Raw genomic sequence first — 24,320 nt, 5'->3', positions numbered from 1 at the left:
CTTTTTTTAAAATCTTATTTTTATTTCATCAAATAAACCTTGTATCTTTTTTTCAATTTCTAATAACTCTTGCCTTGAATAAGGTGTAAATTTCCCCTGTCCGGCTAATACTGTTTCTCTATCTCTAAAATTCTGTATAATATATCTTTTAGCTCCGCTAATATTTTTCGAAATCTCTAAAATATCATCCTGATCTAATAATTCTTTACATACAGTAGTCCTAAACTCATAATCTATATTACTATTTTTAATCAATCTAATACTTTCTCGTATTGAATTAATATCTACAATCACATCAGCCACACTATTATATTTAGACAAAGGAGCTTTAATATCCATTGCTATATAATCTATTAATCTTAAATCTAAAAGCTTTTTAATCACATCAGGATTAGTTCCATTTGTATCTAGTTTCACAAGATATCCTATATCCTTTACTTTTTTTATGAAACTTACTAACCCTTTCTGTAAAGTAGGTTCTCCACCAGATATACATACAGCTTCTACCATTTCTTTTCTACTTTTTAAAAATTCTAATACATCTTTTTCTAAAATAAATTCTCCTTCATTTTTAACAAGTGAAGAGTTATGACAAAATGGACATCTGAAATTACAACCTCCTGTAAATAATACAGTACATATTTTGTCTGGGTAATCAATAAAAGAAGATTTTTGTAATCCTTTAAAATTCATAATAACACCCTCAGTTAAAAATTTATACTTCACCAACTGCAATTAAAGTTTCTTCTCTTTTTGAAACATTATTCAATATACTATACTTTGCATCAAATTCTAACCTATCTTTAAACTCCTCTTTTTTACCTTTATTCCATGACTGAACTGGACGGTGAAAACCAACAACCCTAGTCCATACCTCAGATTCTTTTCCACATTTTGGACAATTAAAATGTTCTCCACTTATATAACCATGTTCAGGACAAATACTATATGTCGGTGTTATTGTAAAATAAGGTATTTTACTATTTTCAAACACTTTCTTTATTAAAGTCTTAACTACCTCAACACTCTCAATTTCTTCTCCTATAAAACCATGAAAAACTGTTCCACCTGTATATAGACTCTGCAATTTATCTTGTAGTCTAACAGCTTCAAAAATATCTTTTGTATGTCCTACAGGAAGTTGAGTTGAATTTGTATAATATGGCTCTTTGTCTCCTTGAGTAAATATCTTTGGATAAAGCTTTTTATCCATTCTTGCAAATCTATATGATGCACTTTCAGCAGGTGAAGCCTCTAAATTCCATAAACTTCCTGTTTCTTCTTGGAAAATTTGAATTACTTTATTCATAAATTCCATTATTTCAATTGCAAATTCATTTCCCTCTTCAGTTGTTATATCTTTACCCAATAAGTTTACACATGCTTCATTCATTCCATTAAGCCCTATTGTACTAAAATGATTTTTAAAATACTCTCCTTCTGCATCTTTAATACTCTGTAAATAGAATTTAGAATATGGATATAACCCAGCTTCCATGTAACCTTCTAATACTTTTCTCTTTGTTTCACATATCTCTTTGGCTAGTTCCATAAGCTCTCTAACTCTTCTTTTGAATTCTTCTTTATTTTTTGATAGATAACCTATTCTAGCCATATTTAATGTTACTACATTTATAGAACCTGTCAAAGGATTAGCTCCAAACAACCCTCCGCCTCTTCTTCTTAATTCACGGTTATCTAAACGCAGTCTACAACACATACTTCTAACATCTTCAGGTGACATATCACTATTTATAAAATTAGCAAAATAAGGAGTTCCAAATTTTCTAGTCATCTCCATAATTAAGTTCGCAACCTCGGAATCCCACGGAAAATCCTTCGTTATATTTATTGTAGGTATTGGGAAACTGAAACTCCTTCCAGCCCCGTCTCCTTCCATCATAACTTCACAAAGCGCCTTATTGAACATGTCCATTTCTTTTTGGAATTCTCCATAAGTTTTTTCCATGCGTTTACCGCCAATTATAACAGGCATATTTTTAAGCATAGGATGAGGTGTAATGTCTAAAGTTATATTAGTAAATGGCGTCTGAAACCCTACTCTAGTTGGTATATTTAAATTAAAAACAAAACTCTGTACTATTTTTTTTACCTGATCATAAGTTAATCCATCATAGTAGATAAACGGTGCAGCATAAGTATCAAGCGAACTTATAGCTTGTGCTCCAGCAGCTTCCCCTTGTAAAGTATACAGCCAGTTCACAATCTGTCCTAAAAATGATTGAAAATGCTTAGCAGGCTTAGATTCAATCTTTCCAGATGCACCTTTAAACCCATGAATCAATAGTGCCTCAAGATCCCAACCACAGCAATATGGAGCTAATAATCCTAAATCGTGTATATGTAAATCTCCGTTAATATGAGCATCTCTTAATTCTTTTCTATAAATTTTATTGAGCCAATATTTTTTAGTTATAGATTCAACAATATGATTATTTAGCCCCTGTAAACTGAATCCCATATTTGCATTTTCATTAATTCTCCAGTCTTCTAAAGATACATATTCTTCAATCATCTTTTCTGCATCCATAAAAAGATTTTTAACATCTCTTAGTTCCTCATGCTTTTTCCTGTATAATATATAAGCCTTAGCTGTTTTAGCATGTCCTTCTTCTATAAGTACTTTTTCGACAATATCTTGTATGTCTTCAACCGTAGGAATACCAGCACCGAAAGCTTCTTCTAATATATTAGCTGTTATCTCAGCTAATCTTCTTGCCTCTTTCCTATCATCTCCCCCTACAGCTTTTGCAGCAGCAAAAATTGCATTCTCAATTTTTTGAATGTCAAAATCAACAATGTTTCCGTTCCGTTTCTGAACTCGAGCTACCAAGCAATCAACCCCTTTATATTGTGGTATATATTAAAATAATACATATATATAGTATATATACAATTTTAAAATAATAAATATTTTTTTTCAATTAAATTTTAAACTTAGATTTTATAAATAAATAAAGTTAGTAAGATAGAACTATGCATTTCTTTATTTTTTATTACCTTTCCTTATATAATCATTTCGTCAAAAAATATACAAATCCCTAAGTAAAATTATTCTTAGGGATTATCAAATTATAATTTTCTATGGATTATAAAAACCAGATTTCAAAATATTTATATATTCTTCAAATTCAATTATTATATCATTTATATCTTTTATAACTTCATCCTCTCTCCCCTTATACATTACAGTAAATCTTTTTATAATACCTTCCAAGGTAAAGAGTAAAATTTCGACAGCTTTATTTATATCAATATTATTTCTAAATTTTCGAGTATCAATATCATCCATAAGAATTTTCAAGTACTTATTATATTTTTGATAGTATCTTACTTTAATTTCTTCTTCTAATTCTTCAGGAGGCGAAATAAAAACCTTTACTAAAAAATTATATACTACTGGATATTCGCTAGCGAACTTAATCTCCATCAAACTCCATTTTAATACCCTGTCAAAAACATCTCTTGAATCTTCTTCCTTAATATACTCATCAAACTTTTTTTCTACATCATTTAGAACATAATCAAATACATAAAGAAATAATTTTTTCTTACTTCCAAAATAGTGAAATAAAATACCTTTTGATATACCAGCTCTTTCAACTATTTTATTTGTTGATGCCTTTTCATATCCATTTTTCGCAAACTCCTCAATGCAAATATTAATTATTTTTTCTTTCTTCTCTTTAGGCAACCTTTCAAATTTACTTGACAAGTTACTACTCCTTCCTAATTTGCTTTATCCTCGTCCCCTCTTTAATATCCTTATCTGGTGATAATATCACTAAGTCACCTTCTTTTAAACCAGAAATAACTTCTACAATATCATCATTTTTAAGGCCTAAATTAACCTTCCTTAGTTTTGCCGTATCCTCTTCAACTACATAAACATAATCTTCTCCCTCAAAGTCAAAAACTGCACTTTCTGGAACAACTATTACATTTTGCCTTTTATCTACAACAAATTTTACATCTACTTCATATCCAATTTTCAAAGTTGGTATTTTTTCCAATAAATCTATATCAACCTTTACTCTTTTTTGTTCTATACCTAAATCAGACATTTTGCTAAATGCCTTTGGATATATCTTTTTTACTTTCCCAGCTCCATTTATGTTAAGCTCATCACTATAAACAATAACCTGAGTATCTTTATTTATTTTATCTATTTCATCTACTAATACATCAGCCTGCAGATAAATATCCTCATTATCTCCTATTTCCAGTACAGGAGTCCCTATTTGCAAATAATCCCCTTCTTTAATATTCAAATCTAATATCATTCCATCAACTGGCGATTTAATAAAATAATCATCTCTTGTTCTGTATAATTTATCTATTTGATATTCCAACTCTCTAATTTGAGCTAAATATTGTTCTTTAACATTTGAAGATACTCCTTTTTTTACTTGCTCCAGTTCATTTTCAGCTATTTGTAATGATTCTTTCTGTAAGTTCAATTTATCAAGAGCAGTTTTATATTGGTTAAAACTTATAGCATCACTTTCATATAACTTTTTGCTAGTCTCATAATTTCTCATAGCCTCATCTAGTAAAATTTTTTCCAAGCGCACTCTAGCTTCAGCTTGGTTTATTAGCTCCTTGTTTGGTTCTTTTACTGCTTCTTTATATGCTGCTTTTAAAGCTTTAAGTCTAGCTTCTAAACTTTTAATTTCAAGCTCTTTTATTTCTGTATTAATAATTACTAATGTATCGCCTTTTTTAACTCTATCTCCTACTTCAACCTTAATTTCATCAACATCACCCATTATTTTTGAATATATCATTCTATCACTTTCAGACTTAACTTGTGCTGTTTCATCAATATATTCAATAATATCACCTTTACTTACCTTGTATACTTCTACTTCTATAGTCTTTCCTATTGAGTTAGCAATAACAAAAGCAGAAATGGCTAATGCAATTATTACACCTATTATTAAACCCTTTTTCTTCATTTCAGTACCCCCCTCTATGAAATTCTATTTTTCAGCGCTTCAATAAAATCTAATCTATTAATTTTCCTTAGGGTAAATAATTGAGCTAACGTAACAAATAGCATTGTTAATAAAATAGCTCCTATATATGTCAATAATGAAGTTTGAACATCCATAGTATACATTTCTGTACTATACACTTCTTCTAACAGCCTTATCATATATTGACCAATTGGCAATCCGATTATTATTCCCAAAACCGTCATAATCATATTTTCTCGTGAAAGCATATTATAAATATCTCTTTTAGAAAATCCCATTACTCTAAGTGATGAAAACTCTAATCTTCTTTCATTAATGCTCATTACCGTTGAATTGTATACTATAGCAAAACCTAAAACTCCACCAAAAAGTGTCATTAAACTAACTGAATACATAGTTAAATCTAAAAATTGCATGAAAATATCTTTCATATCTTGTAAAGATTGAATAGATGTAATATTACTCATATTTTCAAGCTTACTCTTTACATTATCATCTGAATTTAAATATACACCTGTTATCATATTTTTATCTACCAATTTTTCTTCCATTTCATCTATATTCATGTATCCATTTATACCAAGTGATTGTTTTATTATGCCTGAAACGCGTAAATATACATCTTCTTTATCTGGAATAAAATTTTTTATTTTCACCTTATCTCCATCTTCTACTCCTAAATACTTAGCTAACCCTTCAGTCAAGAAAATGCCTCTATCTTTTAAAGAAATAACATCACCATCAATGTTAGTAAATTTATAAAATCTAGTATCTCTTTGAAGGCCAATTATGTTTACTACCTTACTTTTGTGCCCATATTCAATTTCAAACGGATATTCTATTTTAGGCTCAATATGGTCTACCTTTATAATGTTTTTTATATCTTTTATGACCTTTTTATTTAATGGCTTGCTAAAACTTATATTATACTCCATTCTCTGGAATTCACTATAATGCGTACTAAACATTGATATAAAAGCATCTCTAGCACTCAAAGGTAAAAATATTACACTATATGTTAGAGCTATCCCTAAAGTTATAAAAATAAATCTTTTCTTATTTCTGAATATATTTCTTAATACCATCTTCCATGTAAATGTCAATCTATTCCATAGTACAGTTATTCTATCAATAAAAATTCTACCTCCAGATTTTGGTGGTTCTGGTCTCATAGATTCTGCTGGAAGAATTTTTAAAACTTTTTTTCCTCCCCACAATCCTGCTATAATACAAAAAATCATCGAAAGAACAACAGCTAATACCATATATTTGTAATAAAAATTCATCTTAAGCATTGGTATATTAAAAAACTTAATATACATCTTTGCCATATATCCTGAAAGTACAGTTCCTAAAATAACACCAAATACAGCACCGATAAAACCTACTAATAATGAATATTTTGTATAGTGCAATATTAACTGAATATTAGTATATCCAAGAGCCTTCAGAACTCCTATTGATGTTCTTTCTGCTCTTACCATTCTTGACAGCATTACAGCCATAATTATTGCAGCTACACCTAAAAAAATTAAAGGAATTGTACTTGAGGATTGCCTTAAGCCCTTAATTTCTTCAGAAACAGCCCAATTACTTAGTTGTTCATCTTTTGTTATGATTCTTTTCACCCCATATTTATCTAGTTCATTCTCTATTTTTTTCTTTAAATTGTTTAAATTTACTCCATTTTTTGCTTTTATTATTATTTCATTATAATTCCCTCTAAAACCAAAGCTATCTTGTGCAAATTCTTTAGTTACATACACCACTCCAAATTTTTTTGGTGAAGGTAAAAAACTCTGTTCATTTTCCATTAAATAAATGTATTCCGGACTGCTTACTACACCCTTTACAGATAGATTGTAAGTTTTGCCTGATATTTGTAGCTTTAAGATATCTCCTAATTTCACTTTTCTGGCATCTGCAAATTGTTTTATCACTAAGCAATCTTTATATTTGTTATCAATATTTTCTCCTTTCATCATATAAAGTAAATTGATTCCGTTAAGATCACTCGGCTTAGAAATTATCCTTACCTTTACTTTTTCATCTTTTTCCTTTACTTTTATAGGTACATCAAAAACTATTCTTCCTTCGACAAATTCAATGTCATTCATCTTCTTAAGATTATCAATAGCTTTTTCTGGTGCTTTAACTACCTGTACATATAGATCTGCAAAATTAGTTATGTCATAATAATAATTTATGGTACTTTCTAAATTTACTGCTGCCATACTTAGAGCTGTATATACTGTAAGCCCAACAATAATAACTAAAGTTACAGCAATAAACTGCCCTTTTGAATTTTTAATACTTCTTAAAAGCTTTAAGTTAAGTTTTTTCATTACCATTCAATCCTTTCAGGCTCAACTGGATTAGGATTAACTCTATTTTCTAAAATTCTTCCACTTCTCATCCTTATTACTCTATCAGCCATGTTGGCAATCGGTGAATTGTGTGTTATAACTACAACTGTCTTTTTATAAATTTTATTAACTTTGTTTAATAGTGAAAGAATTGATATTCCTGTTTTAAAATCTAATGCTCCTGTTGGTTCATCACATAATAAAATTAATGGATTTTTAGCAACTGCTCTTGCAATTGCAACTCTTTGCTGTTCTCCTCCACTCATTTGAGATGGAAAATGATTTTTCCTATCTCCAAGGCCTACATCATCTAATATCTGATCAACATCTAAAGGTCTACTGCAGATTTCTGTAGCTAGTTCAACATTTTCTTTAGCGGTTAAATTAGACATTAAATTATAAAATTGAAATACAAAGCCTATTTTTTCTCTTCTATATTCAGTTAACTGTTTTTCATTGTAACTAGTAATCTCTACTTCTCTTAAGAAAACTTTACCTTCTGTCGGCTTATCCATTCCGCCTAGTATGTTTAATAGAGTACTCTTACCTGAACCACTCGGACCTAAAATTACTACAAATTCTCCTTCATAAATATCAAAAGATACATCATGTAAGGCTTTTACTTGGACTTCGCCCATTTGATAAAACTTACTTAAATTTCTTACTTTCATAATTATTTCTCTATGCATTCTCTCACCCCTATCACTCCTTTGACCACCCGGTCAATATATAATTATTTTACTATTTATTGACTAGATAGTCAAATACTTTGATTTAGACGAATAAAAGCTGAAAGGTAACCCTTTCAGCTTTTATCAAAAGAAGCTCTATTATAATTCATAGGAAATTATATACCTTATTGAATTGTAAATAATTTAAAATATAATTTCTGTTTATGGGTATAGGCAAAATCCTCCTTATAATTTATTTAAATTGAAGGTTTTGTTCTTTTTTTTAAATAATCCACTAAAGTAATTATTCCACTTATTACCACATTCAAGTAATATGTTATCATTCTCCATAAGAATATAGCATAAGGCAACATAGTTGCACTGAAAAATCCTTTAAAAAACAAATAAAATCCACCTTCAGAAGTTCCTACTCTACCAGGAGTAGGCATATATGAAACTGTAACATCTAATAACGATTGTATTGAAATAATATCTAAAAGTGAGGCTTTATTAAAGCCCATAGACAGATATATAAAATAAGTTATACTAAAATATACAGTTATTTGAACAAGTGTAAGAAACGATATCTTTAGTGAAATCTTTTTATTTTCCTTAATCTTATCAATACCTATCATATATTCATCTAAATGTTTTTCAAAACTAAGTACAACCTTTTCTAAATTCTTTATGATTCTAACTTTATGTAGTAAATATAAAATAATATTTATTAATTTTTTAGTAATATTTTGATTGAAAAATAAAGTTATCAAAGCTATTGTCCCAAAAAGCCTTATAACAATACCTATTGCAAAAAAAGGTAGTACCATTTTTAAATTTTTATAAATAAAACCTAACTTAATAATAAACATAAATACAGAAAATAATGTTACAACAATTTGAAATATAATAAATTTAGCTAATAAAATAGAGGTTGATATTCCAATAGGTATAGATTCATTAGCCATTACATAAATCTGTGCAGGCTGTCCACCACTTGAAAATGGTGTAATATTATTATAGTACTGTCCAATCATAGTAAACTTTATTGATTTTAACAAACTTGACTTTGAATTAATCATTTTAGTTAAATAATATATTATCGACCCATCAATTATCCAATATAAAACCATACATAACATACCTATTAAAAGATATGTTTTATTTATTTTCAACAGTAATAAAGGTATCTCCGTTATTCTATTTTCTCCTAATATTAAAGACAATGTAATTACTATTAAAATCACTACAAAAAGATAGTTTAAGATTTGTCTTTTCATAGACTTCTCCTAACTTTTTAGTTTTTCATTTTATTGTCAATTCCATTTTAAACCGTTTATATATATTTTATTACTTTCTGAGAATATATACAACTTTTTTTACAATCATTTTAAATAATTGGCTAAATTGTTAAACTCTCCAGAATTAATTCTGGAGAGTTCCTGGTTCTACATACCATGGTTCAGGATCATCTAACCCATCACAATATCCTATACTAACTCCACTTCCGACCGTCAATATTAAAATTATTATAAGTATAATGAGTAATCTCTTCAATTTCATACCTCCTTTCTTTTTCCAATATTTCCTGCCGATGACATATCATGAAATTATTCTTTTTATTTTGTAAATGTCTTTATCTACAAAATACTCACATAACCTTACAATTAGTTTCTCTAAACCGTCCACTCCCTTATTTACCTTTATAAATTCAATTATCTCGTCTATTATATTTTTATCCTCTGTGGTTTCTGAACTCATGATAAAAATCTCTACTATCTTACAATATGTTTCTATTAATAAAGACATATCACCTTTATTCTTTGCAATATCTGATAATTCAAGTAAATACATTTTTGCTTTACTATACTTACCACCCTCAGATAATTTATCAATAAATGATTTAATAGTAGAAATTAAATATGTGCTATTATTTATTTCTTTTCTTATCCTTAAACTTTTATCTAAAAACTCAATTGATTTCTCGATATCATTCAACTTATAATATACTTCACCTATGTTATTATAAGCTGAAGCCATTTTCTCTAAATTACCATTTTCCCTAGATAAATCTAATAGCTGTTCAAACATTTTAAGTGCTTCTTCAAATCTTCCAATTTCAGTATAAATGTTCCCTTTCAGCAATAGAATATCCATATATTGGTTATTTTTTAAGATTTCAAATTCTGATATAAGTTCATCCAAACACTTCAAACTCTCTTCATAAGATTTTATTTTATATAAAGCCAGTGAATTGTTAAATAAAATACGTTTTTTAAAACTCTTATCTAATACTTTAAAATCTTCCATAATAGATAAAACATATTCATTTAAAATAATAACCCCTTCATAATCTCCTTTTTTTATTAAACATCTTCCTATCTTCGTGAAAACGTTAACCAAATTTCTATAATCATTTAATCTAAAATAATTTCCTAGAGCTTTCATATAATAGAATTTACTTTTATGATAATTTAATTTAGTAAAAAAATAATCTCCAGCTAAATCATAAATAACTGCTTTTTTCGAAGGAATATCCCATTTTCTTAATAACTTTTCAGCTGTATAAAGTTCTGTTAAAAACTCACTTGATGAATTTTTTATTTTAGTTTTTAAAATCTCTATAATAGTATCTAACCTATAAGAAGCCTGCTTCTTTTCATCAGCTAAAAGATAATCTGCATCAACTTGATAATCTAAGTTTTTTCTTTGTAATATCTTTCTTAGATTGTTAGCTAAAACTTTAGCAGTTTCATTACTTAGTTTAACCTTTCCATTCTCTATATAGCTAATTAAACTCCTATCAATACCATCTCCTGCCAACTCTTTTTGATTAATCTTCAAGAATTTTCTTATTGCTTTAATTTTTTCATGGGTAGGTAAAATGGTATCTTCCAAAATATACACTCTATCAGTCCCCTCATAACCAATAATTAAAACTTTTATTTTAAAAATTACCCTAATTTGTAATTAACTAATTTTTTGTTAGTTTATCATTTATATTTATAATTGTAAATAGTATTTTAATATTATAATCAGCCTACTTTTTATATTAATAGAAATTTTCTGACGATTTGCAGAAAATTATATACCTTATTAAACTGTGAATAGTTTTAAATATAATTTCCGTTTATGAATACAAGCAAAATCTACCTTATAACTTATTTAATATTGAAGATTCTGTTCTAAAATAAATTGTTAAAAATTTTTAACATACATAAATATATATTATATTTAACTATATTTCAGAATACATTAATCAAATTAAATTATTTTTTTTTATAATTAAATCTTAAAATTTTTCATCATATCTGATATAATTTAAATTGAATGGTCTTTATTTTTTTGTTTATTGTGCAACCGTTTGCATCTATATTTATAAAAGGTAGGTGAAATAATGAAACAATACTTTAAAATTGATGAATGGAACATTATAGAAGAAGGACTACATCCAGAAGAAAACAGAATATATGAAAGTGTAATGAGTCTTGGAAACGGTCATATGGGTATTAGAGGAAATTTCGAAGAAGATTATTCAGGTGATACTCTGCAAGGCACATACATAGCAGGGGTATATTATCCAGATAAAACTAAGGTAGGCTGGTGGAAAAACGGATATCCAGAATACTTTGCTAAAGTACTAAATGCTACAAATTTTATAGGTATAAAAGTATTAATAAATGGAGTAAACATTGATTTAGCTAAAGTCAAAGTCAAAGACTTCAGTCGTATACTTAATATGAAAAATGGTTACCTTTTAAGAAGCTTTACTATAATAGATTCTGAAAACAGAGAAACTAAAATCGAAGTAAAAAGATTTTTAAGTATGTCAGAATTAGAAATAGCAGCTATATCTTACAGTATTACTCCATTAAATCATGATGCTGAAATTACTTTAATCCCGTATCTTGATGGCGACGTTTCAAATGAAGATTCTAATTATAATGAAAAATTCTGGTTAGAAGTTAATAAATCTGTTGATGTTGGACAAGGTTTATTAACCATGAAAACAAAAAAACTAGATTTTCATGTAGCTTGTGCAATGAAATATGATATAAAAGAAGATGGTAATGATATTACCAAAGAAATTGAACTTATAGACAAAGAAAAATATGTTGGAAATAAAGTATCTTTTACAGCTTCTAAAGGAAAAACTTATACATTGTATAAGTACATCTCAGTTACAACAAACCGAGATTATGATACTGAAAATATTGAATCAGAAGCAATTAAAAAAGTTAATAATGCATATTCAAAAGGATTTGATGCTCTATTAAATGAACATATCTTAGCTTGGGACCGTATTTGGAAAGAAAGTGATGTAGTAATCGAAGGTGATGTCAAAGCACAACAAGGTATTAGATTTAATATTTTCCAACTAAATCAGACTTATACTGGTCATGATCCAAGACTTAATATCGGACCAAAAGGTTTTACTGGTGAAAAGTATGGCGGTAGCACTTATTGGGACACAGAAGCTTTCTGTTTTCCATTCTATCTAAGTACTCGTGACCAAAGTATAGCTAGAAATTTACTTATATACAGATACAATCATTTAGAAAAAGCAAAAGAAAATGCTAGAAAGTTAGGACTAAAAGGTGCTCTTTATCCTATGGTTACTATGAATGGAGAAGAATGTCATAATGAATGGGAAATAACTTTTGAAGAAATTCATAGAAATGCAGCCATATCATATGCAATATTTAATTATGTAAGATATACCGACGACAAACAATATCTTGTAGATTATGGATTTGAAGTATTAGTTGAAACAAGCAGATTCTGGGCTGATAGAGTTAATTATAACCCTAGAAAAGATAAATATATGATTTTAGGCGTTACAGGCCCTAACGAATACGAAAACAATGTAAATAATAACTGGTATACAAATACAATGGCTGCGTGGAATTTGGAATATACTCTAGAAGTTATGGAATATATAAAAAATGAACATCCTGATAGGTTTGAAGAATTAAAAAATAAACTTAAGTTACAAGATGAAGAAATAGAAAAGTGGCAAGATATAATAGATAAAATGTACTATCCATATGTAGAATCATTAGGAATATTTGAGCAACAAGACGGCTACATGGACAAAGAACTTCTTAGTGTTGAGGATATTCCAGAAGAAGAATTACCAATAAATAAACATTGGTCATGGGATAGAATACTACGTTCTTGTTTTATTAAACAAGCAGACGTAATACAAGGGTTATATTTCCTAAATGACAGGTTTGATTTAGAAACTAAGAAAAGAAATTTTGATTTCTATGAACCAAAAACTGTGCATGAATCATCATTATCACCATGTATATACTCAATTATAGCTAGTGAAATTGGATATGAAGAAAAAGCATATGAACTATATTTAAGAACAGCAAGATTAGACTTAGATAACTACAATAAAGATACTGAAGATGGACTTCATATAACAAGTATGTCTGGAAGTTGGTTAGCAATAGTCCATGGATTTGCTGGAATGAGAATTAAAGATGGTATGCTAAACTTCTCACCTTTTATTCCAAAAGCGTGGAATAAATATTCTTTCAAGATAATCTTTAGAGGACATCTACTTAAAATAACTGTAGATAAAGAAAGAATAACAATTGAGCAAGAAGAAGGCGATACACTTACTTTAAGAATATATGACAAAGAATATACTATAGAAGCTAATGATAAAATAACTTTAAAGACAAACAGATAAAAATAGGGCTTACAATTTATATTGTAAGCCCTATTTTTCTTGAAGTTTAAATTTATTAATCTGCTCATTTAACTTCATTATCATTTGATTTAATATCTGTGATGTCGAAGCTAACTCTTTTGCTGCTATATTAACCTCTTCAGATGAAGCTGATATTTGCTGTGATGAAGCCGAATTTTCCTCAGCTATTTGTAAAACTTCTTCTACATTAGTTATGATGTTATCCTTCTCTTGTTTTATATATAATACTGAATTACTTATATTTTCAATAATAGGCAATATAATTGTTATAACTTTTATTATCTCTTTAAAAGAATCTATAGTAGTTTCAATAGAATTAACCTGTACTGTCAAATCATTATTTACATTATCAGTAGCCTCTGTAACGACGTTAGCATCTATTAATATGTCTTCAATTAATCTATTTATATCCCTAGATGCTTCTTTAGTTTCCTCTGCTAATTTCCTAATCTCTTCTGCTACAACTGTAAAACCTTTTCCAGATTCACCTACTCTTGCGGCTTCAATAGCTGCATTTAAAGCCAGTAAATTTGTTTGCTCCGCAACATCATTTATCATTTTTGTTATTTCATTTATTTTATCAATCCTTTCACTTAATAAAGCTATTTTTTTACTAACATCACTAAAAGAATGACTTATACCATATATAGAATCAATCAATAATCCTAACTTTTTATCACTTTCTTTAGCCATATTCGCAGTCTTTTTTGTATTTTTACTTATATCTTGTATATTTTTAATCATAACTTCTAATTCTTCTCCAAATTTATTCAATGCTCTGCTTATTTTATCTAAATCATTAGCTTGTGAAACTGAACCTTGAGATATTTCCTGTATAGCACGTAAAACCTCACCATATGACGTACTCACTTTTTCAGATATTTTAGATAGATTATTCGAATAAGCAGATATTTGCTGAGAACTTAATTTTACTAATTGTATCATTTCTGATATATCCCTTATAGTCTTACTTAATGCCTTATTCATTATTCCAAACTCATTCTTTTTATCAGTATCTATATTTTCAGTAAAATCTCCTTGTGAAATCTTCGTTAAAATATGTATCATATCCTTTAACGATTTATTTATAACTCTTATTATAATCAACATAAATGATAACAGTAAAACTACAGCTACGATTACAATAATCAAATATAATCTTAAATTTTTAATATAAATTTTATAACTATCCTTCTTTAATTTTTCAGCTACTAATTTATTATATTTTATCAACCCGTCAAGATAATTTTCAATATTATTTTCTAAACCATGTAATTTAGTTTTCTGGTCACTTTTAATACTCTCTTGATTGGATAGAGTCTTTTTTATATCTTCCCATACATCAATATATTTCTTATAGTCTTCTTTAAATTTATTTATGTATACAACTTCATTTTCATCTATTTTTGAATTTTCATATTCCTTTAATAAATTATCTATTGTTTTAGTAATTTTTTCTACTTCTTTATCATACTCATAATAAAATTTACTATCCATTCCTTTTGAAATATTATATTTAAGCATATATATATTATTTTTCAACTCACCTATTTTTATTATTGGAAGAAGCCTATTATTATAAATTATGTCTGTATTATAATAAATTTGTTTGAAAGCATAATACCCCACACCACCTATTATTCCTAAGAAAAGTATTTTAAAAATTAATATAAATACTATACTATGTACAATTTTAAGATTTTTAAATTTATCCATAATGTTCCATTTTGTTGAAAATTTTTTAATTGAAATTTTTTTACGAAAAAAACGTTTTTTCAATTTATTTCCCCCTTTCATATTTTAAAACGAAATCTTTAATTTAAAATAATTTTAATAAATCTACATAAGCAGGTTCGGTTCTATATTTTTTAAATATTTTGATAACACTATTATTATATAATATAAAATTATAATATGCAAACGGTTGCATTAATATTGTATTTAATATATAATTATAAATGGCATTTTTATAAAAAGAAAACAAAGGAGGATTGATTATGTTAGATACAAAAAAATTACCTAAAGTAGCGTATTTCTGTATGGAATACGGTTTAGATACTTCTTTAAGAACTTATGCAGGAGGACTAGGTATACTAGCAGGAGATTATCTAAAAGGTGCTAAAGACCATGGATTTCCTATTGTTGGTATAGGTATCAAATGGAAACAAGGATATACTGATCAAATGATTGGAGAAGATGGTCGTCCATATGATACATATCATAACTACGAATATGACTTTATGGAAGATACAGGAGTAAAAGTAACTGTTAAAATTCGTCAAAGAGATGTTGTGTGCAAGGTTTGGAAAGTAGAAAACTTCGGAAATGCACCTCTTTACTTACTAGATACTGACCTTCCTGAAAATGAAGATGCTTGGATAACAGGTCAGCTTTATGGATGGTTTGGTGAAGAAAGAATAGCTCAAGAAATGGTATTAGGAATTGGTGGAGTTAGAGCTTTAAGAGCATTAGGTATTGATGTTGATGTTTATCATTTTAACGAAGGACATGCAGTTTTTGCAGGACTTGAACTTATAAGAGAAAAGATGGAAAAAGGTATGTCTTTTGAAGATGCATTAAAAGCTTCAAGAGAAGAAATAGTATTCACTACACACACTCCAGTAATTCAAGGAAACGAATCTCATTATTTAGACAGATTAATGTATATGGGTGCTAACAATGGTTTAACTTTAGAACAAATGGTTAGAATTGGTGGAGCTCCTTTTAATATGACTGTAGCTGCTTTAAGACTTTCACGTATTTCAAATGCAGTAGCACAGCTTCACTGTCAAACTGCAAACAAAATGTGGGCTCATATAGATGACAGATCAGAAATTATAGGTATAACAAATGCAATACATCTTCCAACTTGGGTAGATGAAAGAATGATTGATGCAGCAGAAAATGGTGGAGATCTTTGGGAAATCCATATGGACAACAAAAGAAAATTAATTGAATTCATAGAAGAAAGAAATGGAGTTAAACTTGATGCAGATAAATTACTTATAGGTTTCTCAAGACGTGCAGCTCCTTATAAGCGTAGTAACTTTATATTTACTGATGAAAATGTAATTTCTCCACTTTTAGAAGAAGGAAAAATACAGATAGTTTTCTCAGGAAAAGCACATCCACTAGATGATACAGGAAAGAAAATAGTAGAGAACATTGTTAAAATGACAAAGAAATATCCTAACTCAGTTGTATTCTTAGAGAATTATGATATGACTATAGGTAAAATGTTAACTAGAGGTTCTGACGTTTGGTTAAACAATCCAAGAAGACCAAAAGAAGCTAGTGGTACTTCTGGTATGAAAGCAGCAATGAACGGTGTATTAAACTTAAGTATTTTAGATGGATGGTGGCCTGAAGCTTGTGAACACGGCGTAAACGGATGGCAGTTCGGCGATGGCTTTGAAAGTGAAAATGTAGCTGAACAAGATGCTCATGACTTAAAAGCTCTATATAAAGTTCTATTAGAAGAAGTTATTCCTACTTACTATAACAATCGTGAAAAATGGATAGAAATGATGAAAAACAGTATCCTTAGCACAAAAGATAAATTTGCAGTTAAGAGAATGCTTGAAGAATATTATGAAAAAATGTATATTAAAAAATAAAAATGCCTTTACTCCCCACGATATAAATATATCGTGGGGATATTTTTATCTAAACAAACTTCTACCATTTCTATTATTCTAAATAAGTCATATTCTTTACAAAATACAAAAGATACAATTGTTTGTAAATAGAATAATATGGTATAATAGGATAAAAAATTAAATACGATATAATAAATGAAAATCAGCCTTAATATAACTTAACAAAATTTTTAAACTTAAGGAGGTCATTATGAAAAAAATATCAAAATATTTTATTCTTTTTATAACTTTATTTATATTAATATCGTCAACAGTCTATTTTCTCTTCATTAAAAAAGATAATCCAACAAATAAATTTAATTCCATAAAACAAGTTTCCGTTAATGAATTGATAACAACAAAAGAGATGAAAGCTGATTTGGACTATCTAGTAAATACTCTAAAAGATGTTCATCCAAAAACTTATAATGGTTTTAGTAGAAAGCAGAATTTAATAATAAAAAAAGCATATAAAAAGATAAAAAAAACAATGGAAGTTGATGACTTTTATTTTGTTCTTAATGAAGTGATATGTTCCCTCAAAGATGCTCATACCGCAATGTGGCTTGAAACTGCCAAAGAATATATAGATTTACCAATCGTATGGCTTGATGATGGAATGTATATAATTGAAAGTAGAAATAGCTTTAAAAAAGGTGATAAAATTCTATCTATCGGTGGAAAAACAGAAAAAGATTTGCTAATAGAATTAGAAAAAATAATACCTGCTGAAAATCGGCAGTGGGTTAAGGTAATAGGAAAAATGAATCTTATCAAAAAACCTTTTTTAGATTACTTAAATTTAATAGAAGACAACCATGTTAATGTAAAAATACAAAGAGACGGTAAAGAATTAAATATAGAACTTCCATTAGTAAAACACATAAAAAACACAAAAAACAAAACTGAAAAATGGGTAAGTTATACTATAGACAAAGAAAATTCACTTGGAATTTTTAAACTTGATAAATGTATCTATAATGAAAAATATAAGACAACATTAGAAAATTTTTTTAAAGAAGTTTCAAAATATCATATAAAAAATATAGCAGTTGACATAAGAAAAAATCCTGGCGGTAATTCTAATGTTGTAGACGAATTTATGAGATATATTGATATAGATAATTATGTGTCTTATACAGCAGATATTAGATTTTCAGAACAAGCCAGTAAACAAAGAGGATATTCAAGAAAAAGTGGATATAAATCATACTCTGAAAATATTATAACTAATAATAAAATTTCAAATAAAGATTTAATCTTTAATGGAAATATATATATTTTAACTTCACCATATACATTTAGTTCTGGAAACTGGTTTGCTGTAATTATGAAGGACAACAATATAGGAAAAATAATCGGAGAGCCTACAGGTAACCAGCCTTCTAGTTATGGAGATATTCTGAATTTTAGAACTCCAAATTCAAATTTTATGTTTTCTGTATCTCATAAAAAATTTGTAAGACCAAATATTGATAATGACCCTGAAAATTGCTTGCATCCTGACATTGAAGTTTATACTACTATAGAAGACATCATAAATGGAAAAGACCCTCAAATAGAAAAACTAATAGAAATTATAAAAAATAACAAATAAGATACAAGAAAACGGTTCTTCTGTTTCCTTTTGGATACATTAGAACCGTCTTATTTTTTCTGTTAATATCACATCTTATCCTATATAACTTAATCGATTGGCAATTAAATTTAAATCTAGAAAAAATGTCATACATCAAAATAAACTTAATTATATAATAATATTAAAGTATTCTAGAGGAGGTGTAAAATGATCGAAAAGCAACTAATTGACAGAATTCAAAATACAATCGATTATATAGAAGAACATTTATATGAAAAAATCAAAATAGAAGACATCGCTAAAATAGCCTATATGTCTCAATCTTCATTTTATATTATTTTCTCAAATATTCTTGGCACTACAGTCAAAGATTATATAAGAAAACGCCGCCTATCTCTATCTGCATATGATTTAGTAAAATCAAATATGAGTATTTTAGATATAGCTTTAAAATATCAATATTGTACTTATGAATCCTATTCTAGAGCATTCAAAAAGTTATTTGGTGTTTCCCCGAAAAAATATAGAAACAAAAATCTATACATTAATGTTTTTCCTAGAGTTAATTTAACGTATCAAAATTTGAATGGAGGTATTAATATGATTAATAAAGAAATGAATAGAGATATTATAATTAATAAGATTAATTCAATCAATAGCGGTTTTATATTAGACATTGATATTGATCATTTTCAACAGATTAATGAAAAGTATGGTCATAATATAGGAGATAAGGTTCTTATAGAAGTCCCTGAAAGAATTAAAAATGTTTTAAATAAGTATAAATTAAATGTTGATGTAACCCGTATAAATGCTGATGAATTTGTAGTAATTATAAAAGATAAACCCAAAGAATTTATAGAGAAAATATCTTCTGAAATAATAAATATTATGACTAAAGAATTTGTATTTGATGAAATAACACTAAATGTTACAGTAAGTATAGGCATTTCAAGTTTTACTGTTGGTTGTAATGATGAAGAAGTCATTAAAAGTGTTAAAGAAGCTATGATACTTGCTAAAAAAAGTGGAAGAAATCAGTACAAGCTAATATAGTTTGTGCTGATAAGAATTCAAGGGGGAAATAAAGTGAAAATATACATAACAAGACATGGTGAAACAGAATGGAATAAATTGGGTAAAATGCAAGGATGGAAAGATTCTAATCTTACTATAAAAGGTATTGAAGATGCTAAAAAATTAGGAAAAAGTTTAGCTCATATTGAATTTGATAAGATTTATTGTAGCCCTTTACGCAGAGCCATTGATACTGCAAATTATATTAAAGGCGATAAAAATACGGAAATAATAATAACTGAATCATTAAAAGAAATGGGTTTCGGTTCATGGGAAGGGATGGAATATTCAAAAATAAGCGAATCATACCCTACTCAACATTTTAATTTTTGGAATAAACCACATTTGTATAAACCTATTGACGGCGAAAGCTTTGATGTATTATTTGATAGAGTACAAAAAGTATTAAATGACATAATTAATTGTAATAATTATGGTGATAATATTTTGATCGTAACTCATGCTGTAGTTATTAAAGCTATCTACGCAATAATTAAAAATTATTCTTTAGAAAACTTTTGGAATCCTCCCTTTATTCATGGGACATGCTTAACCATACTTGAAATAAAAGATAATGAAATACAAATTGTTTTAGAAGCCGATATTTCTCATTTAGAAAAACTTGATACAATGAGATAGATACAAAAAAACGGTTCTTTTGTTTCCATCGTAAGGATACATTAGAACCGTCCCTTTGTATTCTTAGCATTTTTAGGAATAATTTATTTTTTGTAGTAAAAACGGTAAAAAACATTTTGCATTCCATATATATGTATAATATAATTTATACATAAAAGACATTTAATGTTTTTAAAAAACTAATATTCTTTCTACAACTAATGGAATTTTAAAAATATAGGAAAACTAAAATATCTTAAACTTTATAAATCATTAAATTTTAATATTTGGGTGTCAAATTTGCTCTATACAAAAAGGAGGGCAATGATGAAAACATCATATAGCAAGATAATCAAATGGACTGTTCGCATTTTCTTTATTGTACTTGTTCTGATATGTATTATCCCCTTTCCAATTAATAGAAAACTTGATGCCGTGGAAATAAAGCTAAATGCCCCCTCCTATTTGGAAAAACGTACAATTTATATTTCTGGAACTTATTATTTCAATCTATTAACTGACAGTACTTTTAAAGGACAAATTTTTGTCCCCGAATATAAATTAACCTCTAAAAAAATGAATAGGATAATATTCGATAGAGATACAGACAATGAAGATTCTCTAACATATGAATATGCAATTGGTACTGATACTAATGGCCGCCCTCTAAAGAAGGATTACTTTTTTGGACTGATTCGTTCCAAGCCATTTTTTCATGATATGGTAATACTGGTGTATGAACAGTATGAAGGTAAAGACGGTGGATATGGTGGACATTTCAGCGGCAAAAGTGGTCGTTGCATTGTGCCATCTGCAAGCAACCGTGAAGAAGCCTTAAAGATATTAGAAAAACATAATATTTTCTCGTCTGAACATTATAAGTAATAGATATAAATAGACGGTTCTTCTGTTTCCTTTTGGATACATTAAAACCGTCTCACTATTCCCAAGAATATAATCCTCTATTAAAAACTCAATGATTTATACTTTCCTAATGTAATAAATTCATCTACAATATCTTCAATTTCTTCGTTGTGAGTAATCATTAATATTATCTTGTCCTTTTTTTCCTCTTTTAATATCGACTTAAGTTTAAGTATACTATTATAATCCAAAGCAGATATCGGCTCATCTAATATCATAAATTTTGGCTTTTTTATTACCCCTCTTACTAAAGCTATTTTCTGTTTTTCTCCGCCAGATAAATTCAAATTTTCATTATGACTATCTATTCGCTTTTCAATATAAAATTCAGAACACAACCTTTTTAAATAATCTCTATCATAAGATTTAATACCAAAAGTTAAATTTTCTTTTAAAGAGATATTGATAAGATCTGGCTCTTGCTCTACAATCGATATTAGATGCCTTCTTAAGTAATTAGCATCTAGCTCTTTTATAGAAATATTATTATAGAGAACATCTCCTTTATAATCATATCTAAGTCCTGTTATAATATCTATTAAAGTACTTTTTCCTGAACCATTTTCTCCTTTTAGACAATATATCTTACCTTTTTTAAGAGAAAAATTGAGCCCAAAATAGAGTTCCCTCTTATTATTATAACTAAAATATAAATCCTTTAATTCGATTGAATCTATATCACCTATTATTTTAGTTCCGTTATGTTCAGGCTTTAAGGTTAAAATTTCGTTCATTCTCTCATAACAAACTTTAGCATGTTGATAATTTTGTCCTAATGATAAGAAATACTCAACATTTGAAATACAAATATTCGCATAATTATATATCAATATAAACTGTCCCATACTAAGATTACCATTTATAATTTTATATCCACCAAATATGATTAAAAGAACTATAGATATATATTTAGAAAATAACCCCACATTTTGAAGCTTGGCAGATACTTTTGTAAAATCAATATTTCTGTCTAAAAGTAAATCATAAAAATATTCTACTCTAATCTTTATAACATCAAACCAACTATTGCTTTTTGTTTGCTTTATCATTTTGAGTCTGTCATTATTAGCTGCATAAAAATCATTATTAGCATCCCTATATCTATAACCTTTTTTAAATAATTCTTTATTAAAAAATATAATGCCTATTGAGTTTATCACAATCACTAATACCAATACTATAAATAATTTAACGTCTATAGATAATATCATAGCACCTAAAACTATTGTACTTAAAATCTTCATAATCGAATTACATAAATTATTAAATACAAACAAGATTATATTCAGTATATCGTCATTTAGCCTTTGATTTAGATAAGCAGGATTAAATCTACTAATATCATTTAATGATAATTTTTCTATATGACTCTCAGCTTCATCTAACATACTATATCTAACTTTAGCTGTACATTTAGCGAATATTATCTCTTTATAAAAAAATATCACTAAGTAAATTACGGAAAGTATAGCTATCCATTTGGCATATCCCCATATAATATTACTAGATTTGTAAAGAGTTATTTCATCTATGAATTTACTAAAAGCATAAGGTAATATTAATTCAATCGTGTAAAGTATTAGAGTCATAAATATAAATAATAAAAACATCCATTTATATTTTTTAATATGAGATTTAAAATATTTTAAAATGATTTTATAACCTCCTTTCCCATATGCCCAAATTTTAACAACATTAAGCTGCTAAATATTCTAAAATAAATAATTTTAACATATAACATATCTTAATTATATTACTATTTATTGCTTTAATTTTTATTTATGGTAAATATGAGTAATTTAACCTTATTATAACATGATGCTTTAGAAAAGTAAAGAAAAAACAAAAATAAACATCTGTAATAAATATTTTCAATTTTTCATTCAATTATTCTAATTTTTAAGCTATAATGATTATAGTTTTGAATTCCTAAAACTTTTTTTCACTGTTTTACTATTAATTATCAGATGTTATTCATTACTCCTGTTAATTATTAAATTAAAAAACTATGTTTTAGAATGTCAGCAATAATAAACTAGAAAGGATGATTTCCTTGGATTTAATTGAAACTCTATACATAATTCCAGGTGTTCTGCTAGGATTTTCACTTCATGAATTTGCACATGCTCAAACAGCAGTATGGCTCGGTGATGATACTCCAAAACTTCAAGGAAGGCTTTCAATCAGTCCATTAGTACATATTGATATCATTGGATTTTTAATGATTATACTTGCTGGATTCGGATGGGCAAAACCAGTTGAAATTAATCCATACAATTTTAAAAAACCAAAAAGAGACGATATATTAGTATCTATAGCAGGGCCGCTTGCAAATTTATTTATAGCGATATTCTTTCTTTTACTAATGAAAATATTATATCACGCTCCTAACTTTCTACCTTATAGTTTATATGAAACAATAATGAATGTTTTTAATTTTACTGTATGGATAAATATAGTTCTATTTGTATTTAATCTTATTCCTATACCACCTTTAGATGGAGCACATATTTTATTTGATATATTAAATCTTAAAGATAAACCATTTTATTATGAATTTTATGATAAAGGTAGAATATTACTTTTTATTTTAATAATTACAAATCTTATTGATAAAATAATAGTACCACCTATCCATATGATATATCTTTCTTTAGAAAATTTATTCTTTTAATTTAAAAAAAAGTTTTTACCTATTTAATACAAGTGGACGGTTCTTCTGTTT

18 protein-coding genes are annotated in these 24,320 nt (G+C 27.4%); 7 read left to right on the top strand and 11 right to left on the bottom strand.

Features of this window, described 5'->3' with window-relative positions; genetic code table 11:
• Positions 1–6: 6 nt before the first annotated feature.
• The 9 genes from AB4Y15_RS03085 to AB4Y15_RS03045 all read right to left on the bottom strand — a co-directional run bounded on the left by AB4Y15_RS03085 (position 7) and on the right by AB4Y15_RS03045 (position 10,941).
• Positions 7–693, bottom strand: coding sequence for an anaerobic ribonucleoside-triphosphate reductase activating protein (locus tag AB4Y15_RS03085; RefSeq protein ID WP_427338393.1), 687 nt, complete (start codon positions 691–693; stop codon positions 7–9).
• A 22-nt stretch (positions 694–715) separates the two neighbouring features.
• Positions 716–2,854 (bottom strand): ribonucleoside triphosphate reductase, encoded by a 2,139-nt coding sequence (locus AB4Y15_RS03080; RefSeq protein WP_427338392.1) that lies wholly within the window; start codon positions 2,852–2,854, stop codon positions 716–718.
• Positions 2,855–3,103: 249 nt separating this feature from the next.
• Entirely contained in the window at positions 3,104–3,736 is a 633-nt protein-coding gene (locus tag AB4Y15_RS03075) for a TetR/AcrR family transcriptional regulator (protein WP_427338391.1), read from the bottom strand.
• A gap of 4 nt (positions 3,737–3,740) precedes the next feature.
• The gene (locus AB4Y15_RS03070; protein ID WP_427338390.1) at positions 3,741–4,979 is read right to left on the bottom strand and encodes an efflux RND transporter periplasmic adaptor subunit; all 1,239 of its coding nucleotides are present in this window, start codon (positions 4,977–4,979) and stop codon (positions 3,741–3,743) included.
• A gap of 14 nt (positions 4,980–4,993) precedes the next feature.
• The gene (locus AB4Y15_RS03065) at positions 4,994–7,345 is read right to left on the bottom strand and encodes an ABC transporter permease (RefSeq protein WP_427338388.1); all 2,352 of its coding nucleotides are present in this window, start codon (positions 7,343–7,345) and stop codon (positions 4,994–4,996) included.
• Positions 7,345–8,055 (bottom strand): ABC transporter ATP-binding protein, encoded by a 711-nt coding sequence (locus AB4Y15_RS03060; RefSeq protein WP_427338386.1) that lies wholly within the window; start codon positions 8,053–8,055, stop codon positions 7,345–7,347. Before AB4Y15_RS03060 ends, AB4Y15_RS03065 begins: the two co-directional genes overlap by 1 nt.
• Positions 8,056–8,294: 239 nt before the next feature.
• Entirely contained in the window at positions 8,295–9,314 is a 1,020-nt protein-coding gene (locus tag AB4Y15_RS03055) for a lysylphosphatidylglycerol synthase transmembrane domain-containing protein (protein ID WP_427338385.1), read from the bottom strand.
• A gap of 145 nt (positions 9,315–9,459) precedes the next feature.
• Positions 9,460–9,591, bottom strand: coding sequence for a hypothetical protein (locus AB4Y15_RS03050; RefSeq protein ID WP_427338384.1), 132 nt, complete (start codon positions 9,589–9,591; stop codon positions 9,460–9,462).
• A gap of 45 nt (positions 9,592–9,636) precedes the next feature.
• Positions 9,637–10,941: a tetratricopeptide repeat protein gene (locus AB4Y15_RS03045; protein WP_427338383.1), complete on the bottom strand. Its 1,305-nt coding sequence runs from the start codon at positions 10,939–10,941 to the stop codon at positions 9,637–9,639.
• Between the two features lie 490 nt (positions 10,942–11,431).
• Here AB4Y15_RS03045 and AB4Y15_RS03040 point away from each other — a divergent pair, with 490 nt between their 5' ends.
• Positions 11,432–13,738 carry a glycoside hydrolase family 65 protein gene (locus tag AB4Y15_RS03040; RefSeq protein ID WP_427338382.1) on the top strand — a complete coding sequence of 769 codons (2,307 nt, stop codon included), beginning with the start codon at positions 11,432–11,434 and terminating at the stop codon, positions 13,736–13,738.
• Positions 13,739–13,768: 30 nt separating this feature from the next.
• Here the strand turns inward: AB4Y15_RS03040 and AB4Y15_RS03035 are convergent, their stop codons facing one another.
• Positions 13,769–15,538, bottom strand: coding sequence for a methyl-accepting chemotaxis protein (locus AB4Y15_RS03035; protein ID WP_427338381.1), 1,770 nt, complete (start codon positions 15,536–15,538; stop codon positions 13,769–13,771).
• A gap of 218 nt (positions 15,539–15,756) precedes the next feature.
• On the opposite strand from AB4Y15_RS03035, the gene glgP reads away from it, so the two are divergent.
• From glgP to AB4Y15_RS03010, 5 genes are all read left to right on the top strand, one after another.
• Positions 15,757–17,376 (top strand): alpha-glucan family phosphorylase, encoded by a 1,620-nt coding sequence (glgP, locus tag AB4Y15_RS03030; RefSeq protein ID WP_427338380.1) that lies wholly within the window; start codon positions 15,757–15,759, stop codon positions 17,374–17,376.
• A 232-nt stretch (positions 17,377–17,608) separates the two neighbouring features.
• On the top strand, positions 17,609–18,994 hold the full coding sequence (locus AB4Y15_RS03025; RefSeq protein ID WP_427338379.1) for a S41 family peptidase: 1,386 nt from the start codon (positions 17,609–17,611) through the stop codon (positions 18,992–18,994).
• A gap of 189 nt (positions 18,995–19,183) precedes the next feature.
• Entirely contained in the window at positions 19,184–20,032 is an 849-nt protein-coding gene (locus AB4Y15_RS03020; protein WP_427338378.1) for a diguanylate cyclase domain-containing protein, read from the top strand.
• Positions 20,033–20,065: 33 nt separating this feature from the next.
• Positions 20,066–20,692 carry a histidine phosphatase family protein gene (locus AB4Y15_RS03015; protein ID WP_427338377.1) on the top strand — a complete coding sequence of 209 codons (627 nt, stop codon included), beginning with the start codon at positions 20,066–20,068 and terminating at the stop codon, positions 20,690–20,692.
• Between the two features lie 444 nt (positions 20,693–21,136).
• Positions 21,137–21,556, top strand: coding sequence for a hypothetical protein (locus AB4Y15_RS03010; RefSeq protein WP_427338375.1), 420 nt, complete (start codon positions 21,137–21,139; stop codon positions 21,554–21,556).
• Between the two features lie 80 nt (positions 21,557–21,636).
• Here AB4Y15_RS03010 and AB4Y15_RS03005 read toward each other — a convergent pair whose 3' ends face one another.
• Entirely contained in the window at positions 21,637–23,205 is a 1,569-nt protein-coding gene (locus AB4Y15_RS03005) for an ATP-binding cassette domain-containing protein (RefSeq protein WP_427338374.1), read from the bottom strand.
• A 443-nt stretch (positions 23,206–23,648) separates the two neighbouring features.
• Between AB4Y15_RS03005 and AB4Y15_RS03000 the strand changes: the two genes are divergently transcribed.
• Entirely contained in the window at positions 23,649–24,269 is a 621-nt protein-coding gene (locus tag AB4Y15_RS03000; protein ID WP_427338372.1) for a site-2 protease family protein, read from the top strand.
• The last annotated feature ends 51 nt before the right edge of the window (positions 24,270–24,320 follow it).

The sequence above is a fragment of the Caloranaerobacter longqiensis genome (genome assembly GCF_050286925.1).
Taxonomy (GTDB): domain Bacteria; phylum Bacillota; class Clostridia; order Tissierellales; family Thermohalobacteraceae; genus Caloranaerobacter.
Note: the sequence above shows the minus strand (reverse complement) of the source record. Positions and strands in the feature narration are given on the sequence as shown.

Excerpts from the sequence above, each read along its gene's own strand:
- AB4Y15_RS03085 (WP_427338393.1), bottom strand. The coding sequence starts at position 693 with ATGAATTTTAAAGGATTACAAAAATCTTCTTTTATTGATTACCCAGAC.
- AB4Y15_RS03070 (WP_427338390.1), bottom strand. The coding sequence starts at position 4,979 with ATGAAGAAAAAGGGTTTAATAATAGGTGTAATAATTGCATTAGCCATT.
- AB4Y15_RS03065 (WP_427338388.1), bottom strand. The coding sequence starts at position 7,345 with ATGAAAAAACTTAACTTAAAGCTTTTAAGAAGTATTAAAAATTCAAAA.
- AB4Y15_RS03060 (WP_427338386.1), bottom strand. The coding sequence starts at position 8,055 with ATGCATAGAGAAATAATTATGAAAGTAAGAAATTTAAGTAAGTTTTAT.
- AB4Y15_RS03055 (WP_427338385.1), bottom strand. The coding sequence starts at position 9,314 with ATGAAAAGACAAATCTTAAACTATCTTTTTGTAGTGATTTTAATAGTA.
- AB4Y15_RS03040 (WP_427338382.1), top strand. The coding sequence starts at position 11,432 with ATGAAACAATACTTTAAAATTGATGAATGGAACATTATAGAAGAAGGA.
- glgP (WP_427338380.1), top strand. The coding sequence starts at position 15,757 with ATGTTAGATACAAAAAAATTACCTAAAGTAGCGTATTTCTGTATGGAA.
- AB4Y15_RS03025 (WP_427338379.1), top strand. The coding sequence starts at position 17,609 with ATGAAAAAAATATCAAAATATTTTATTCTTTTTATAACTTTATTTATA.
- AB4Y15_RS03020 (WP_427338378.1), top strand. The coding sequence starts at position 19,184 with ATGATCGAAAAGCAACTAATTGACAGAATTCAAAATACAATCGATTAT.
- AB4Y15_RS03005 (WP_427338374.1), bottom strand. The coding sequence starts at position 23,205 with ATGTTTTTATTATTTATATTTATGACTCTAATACTTTACACGATTGAA.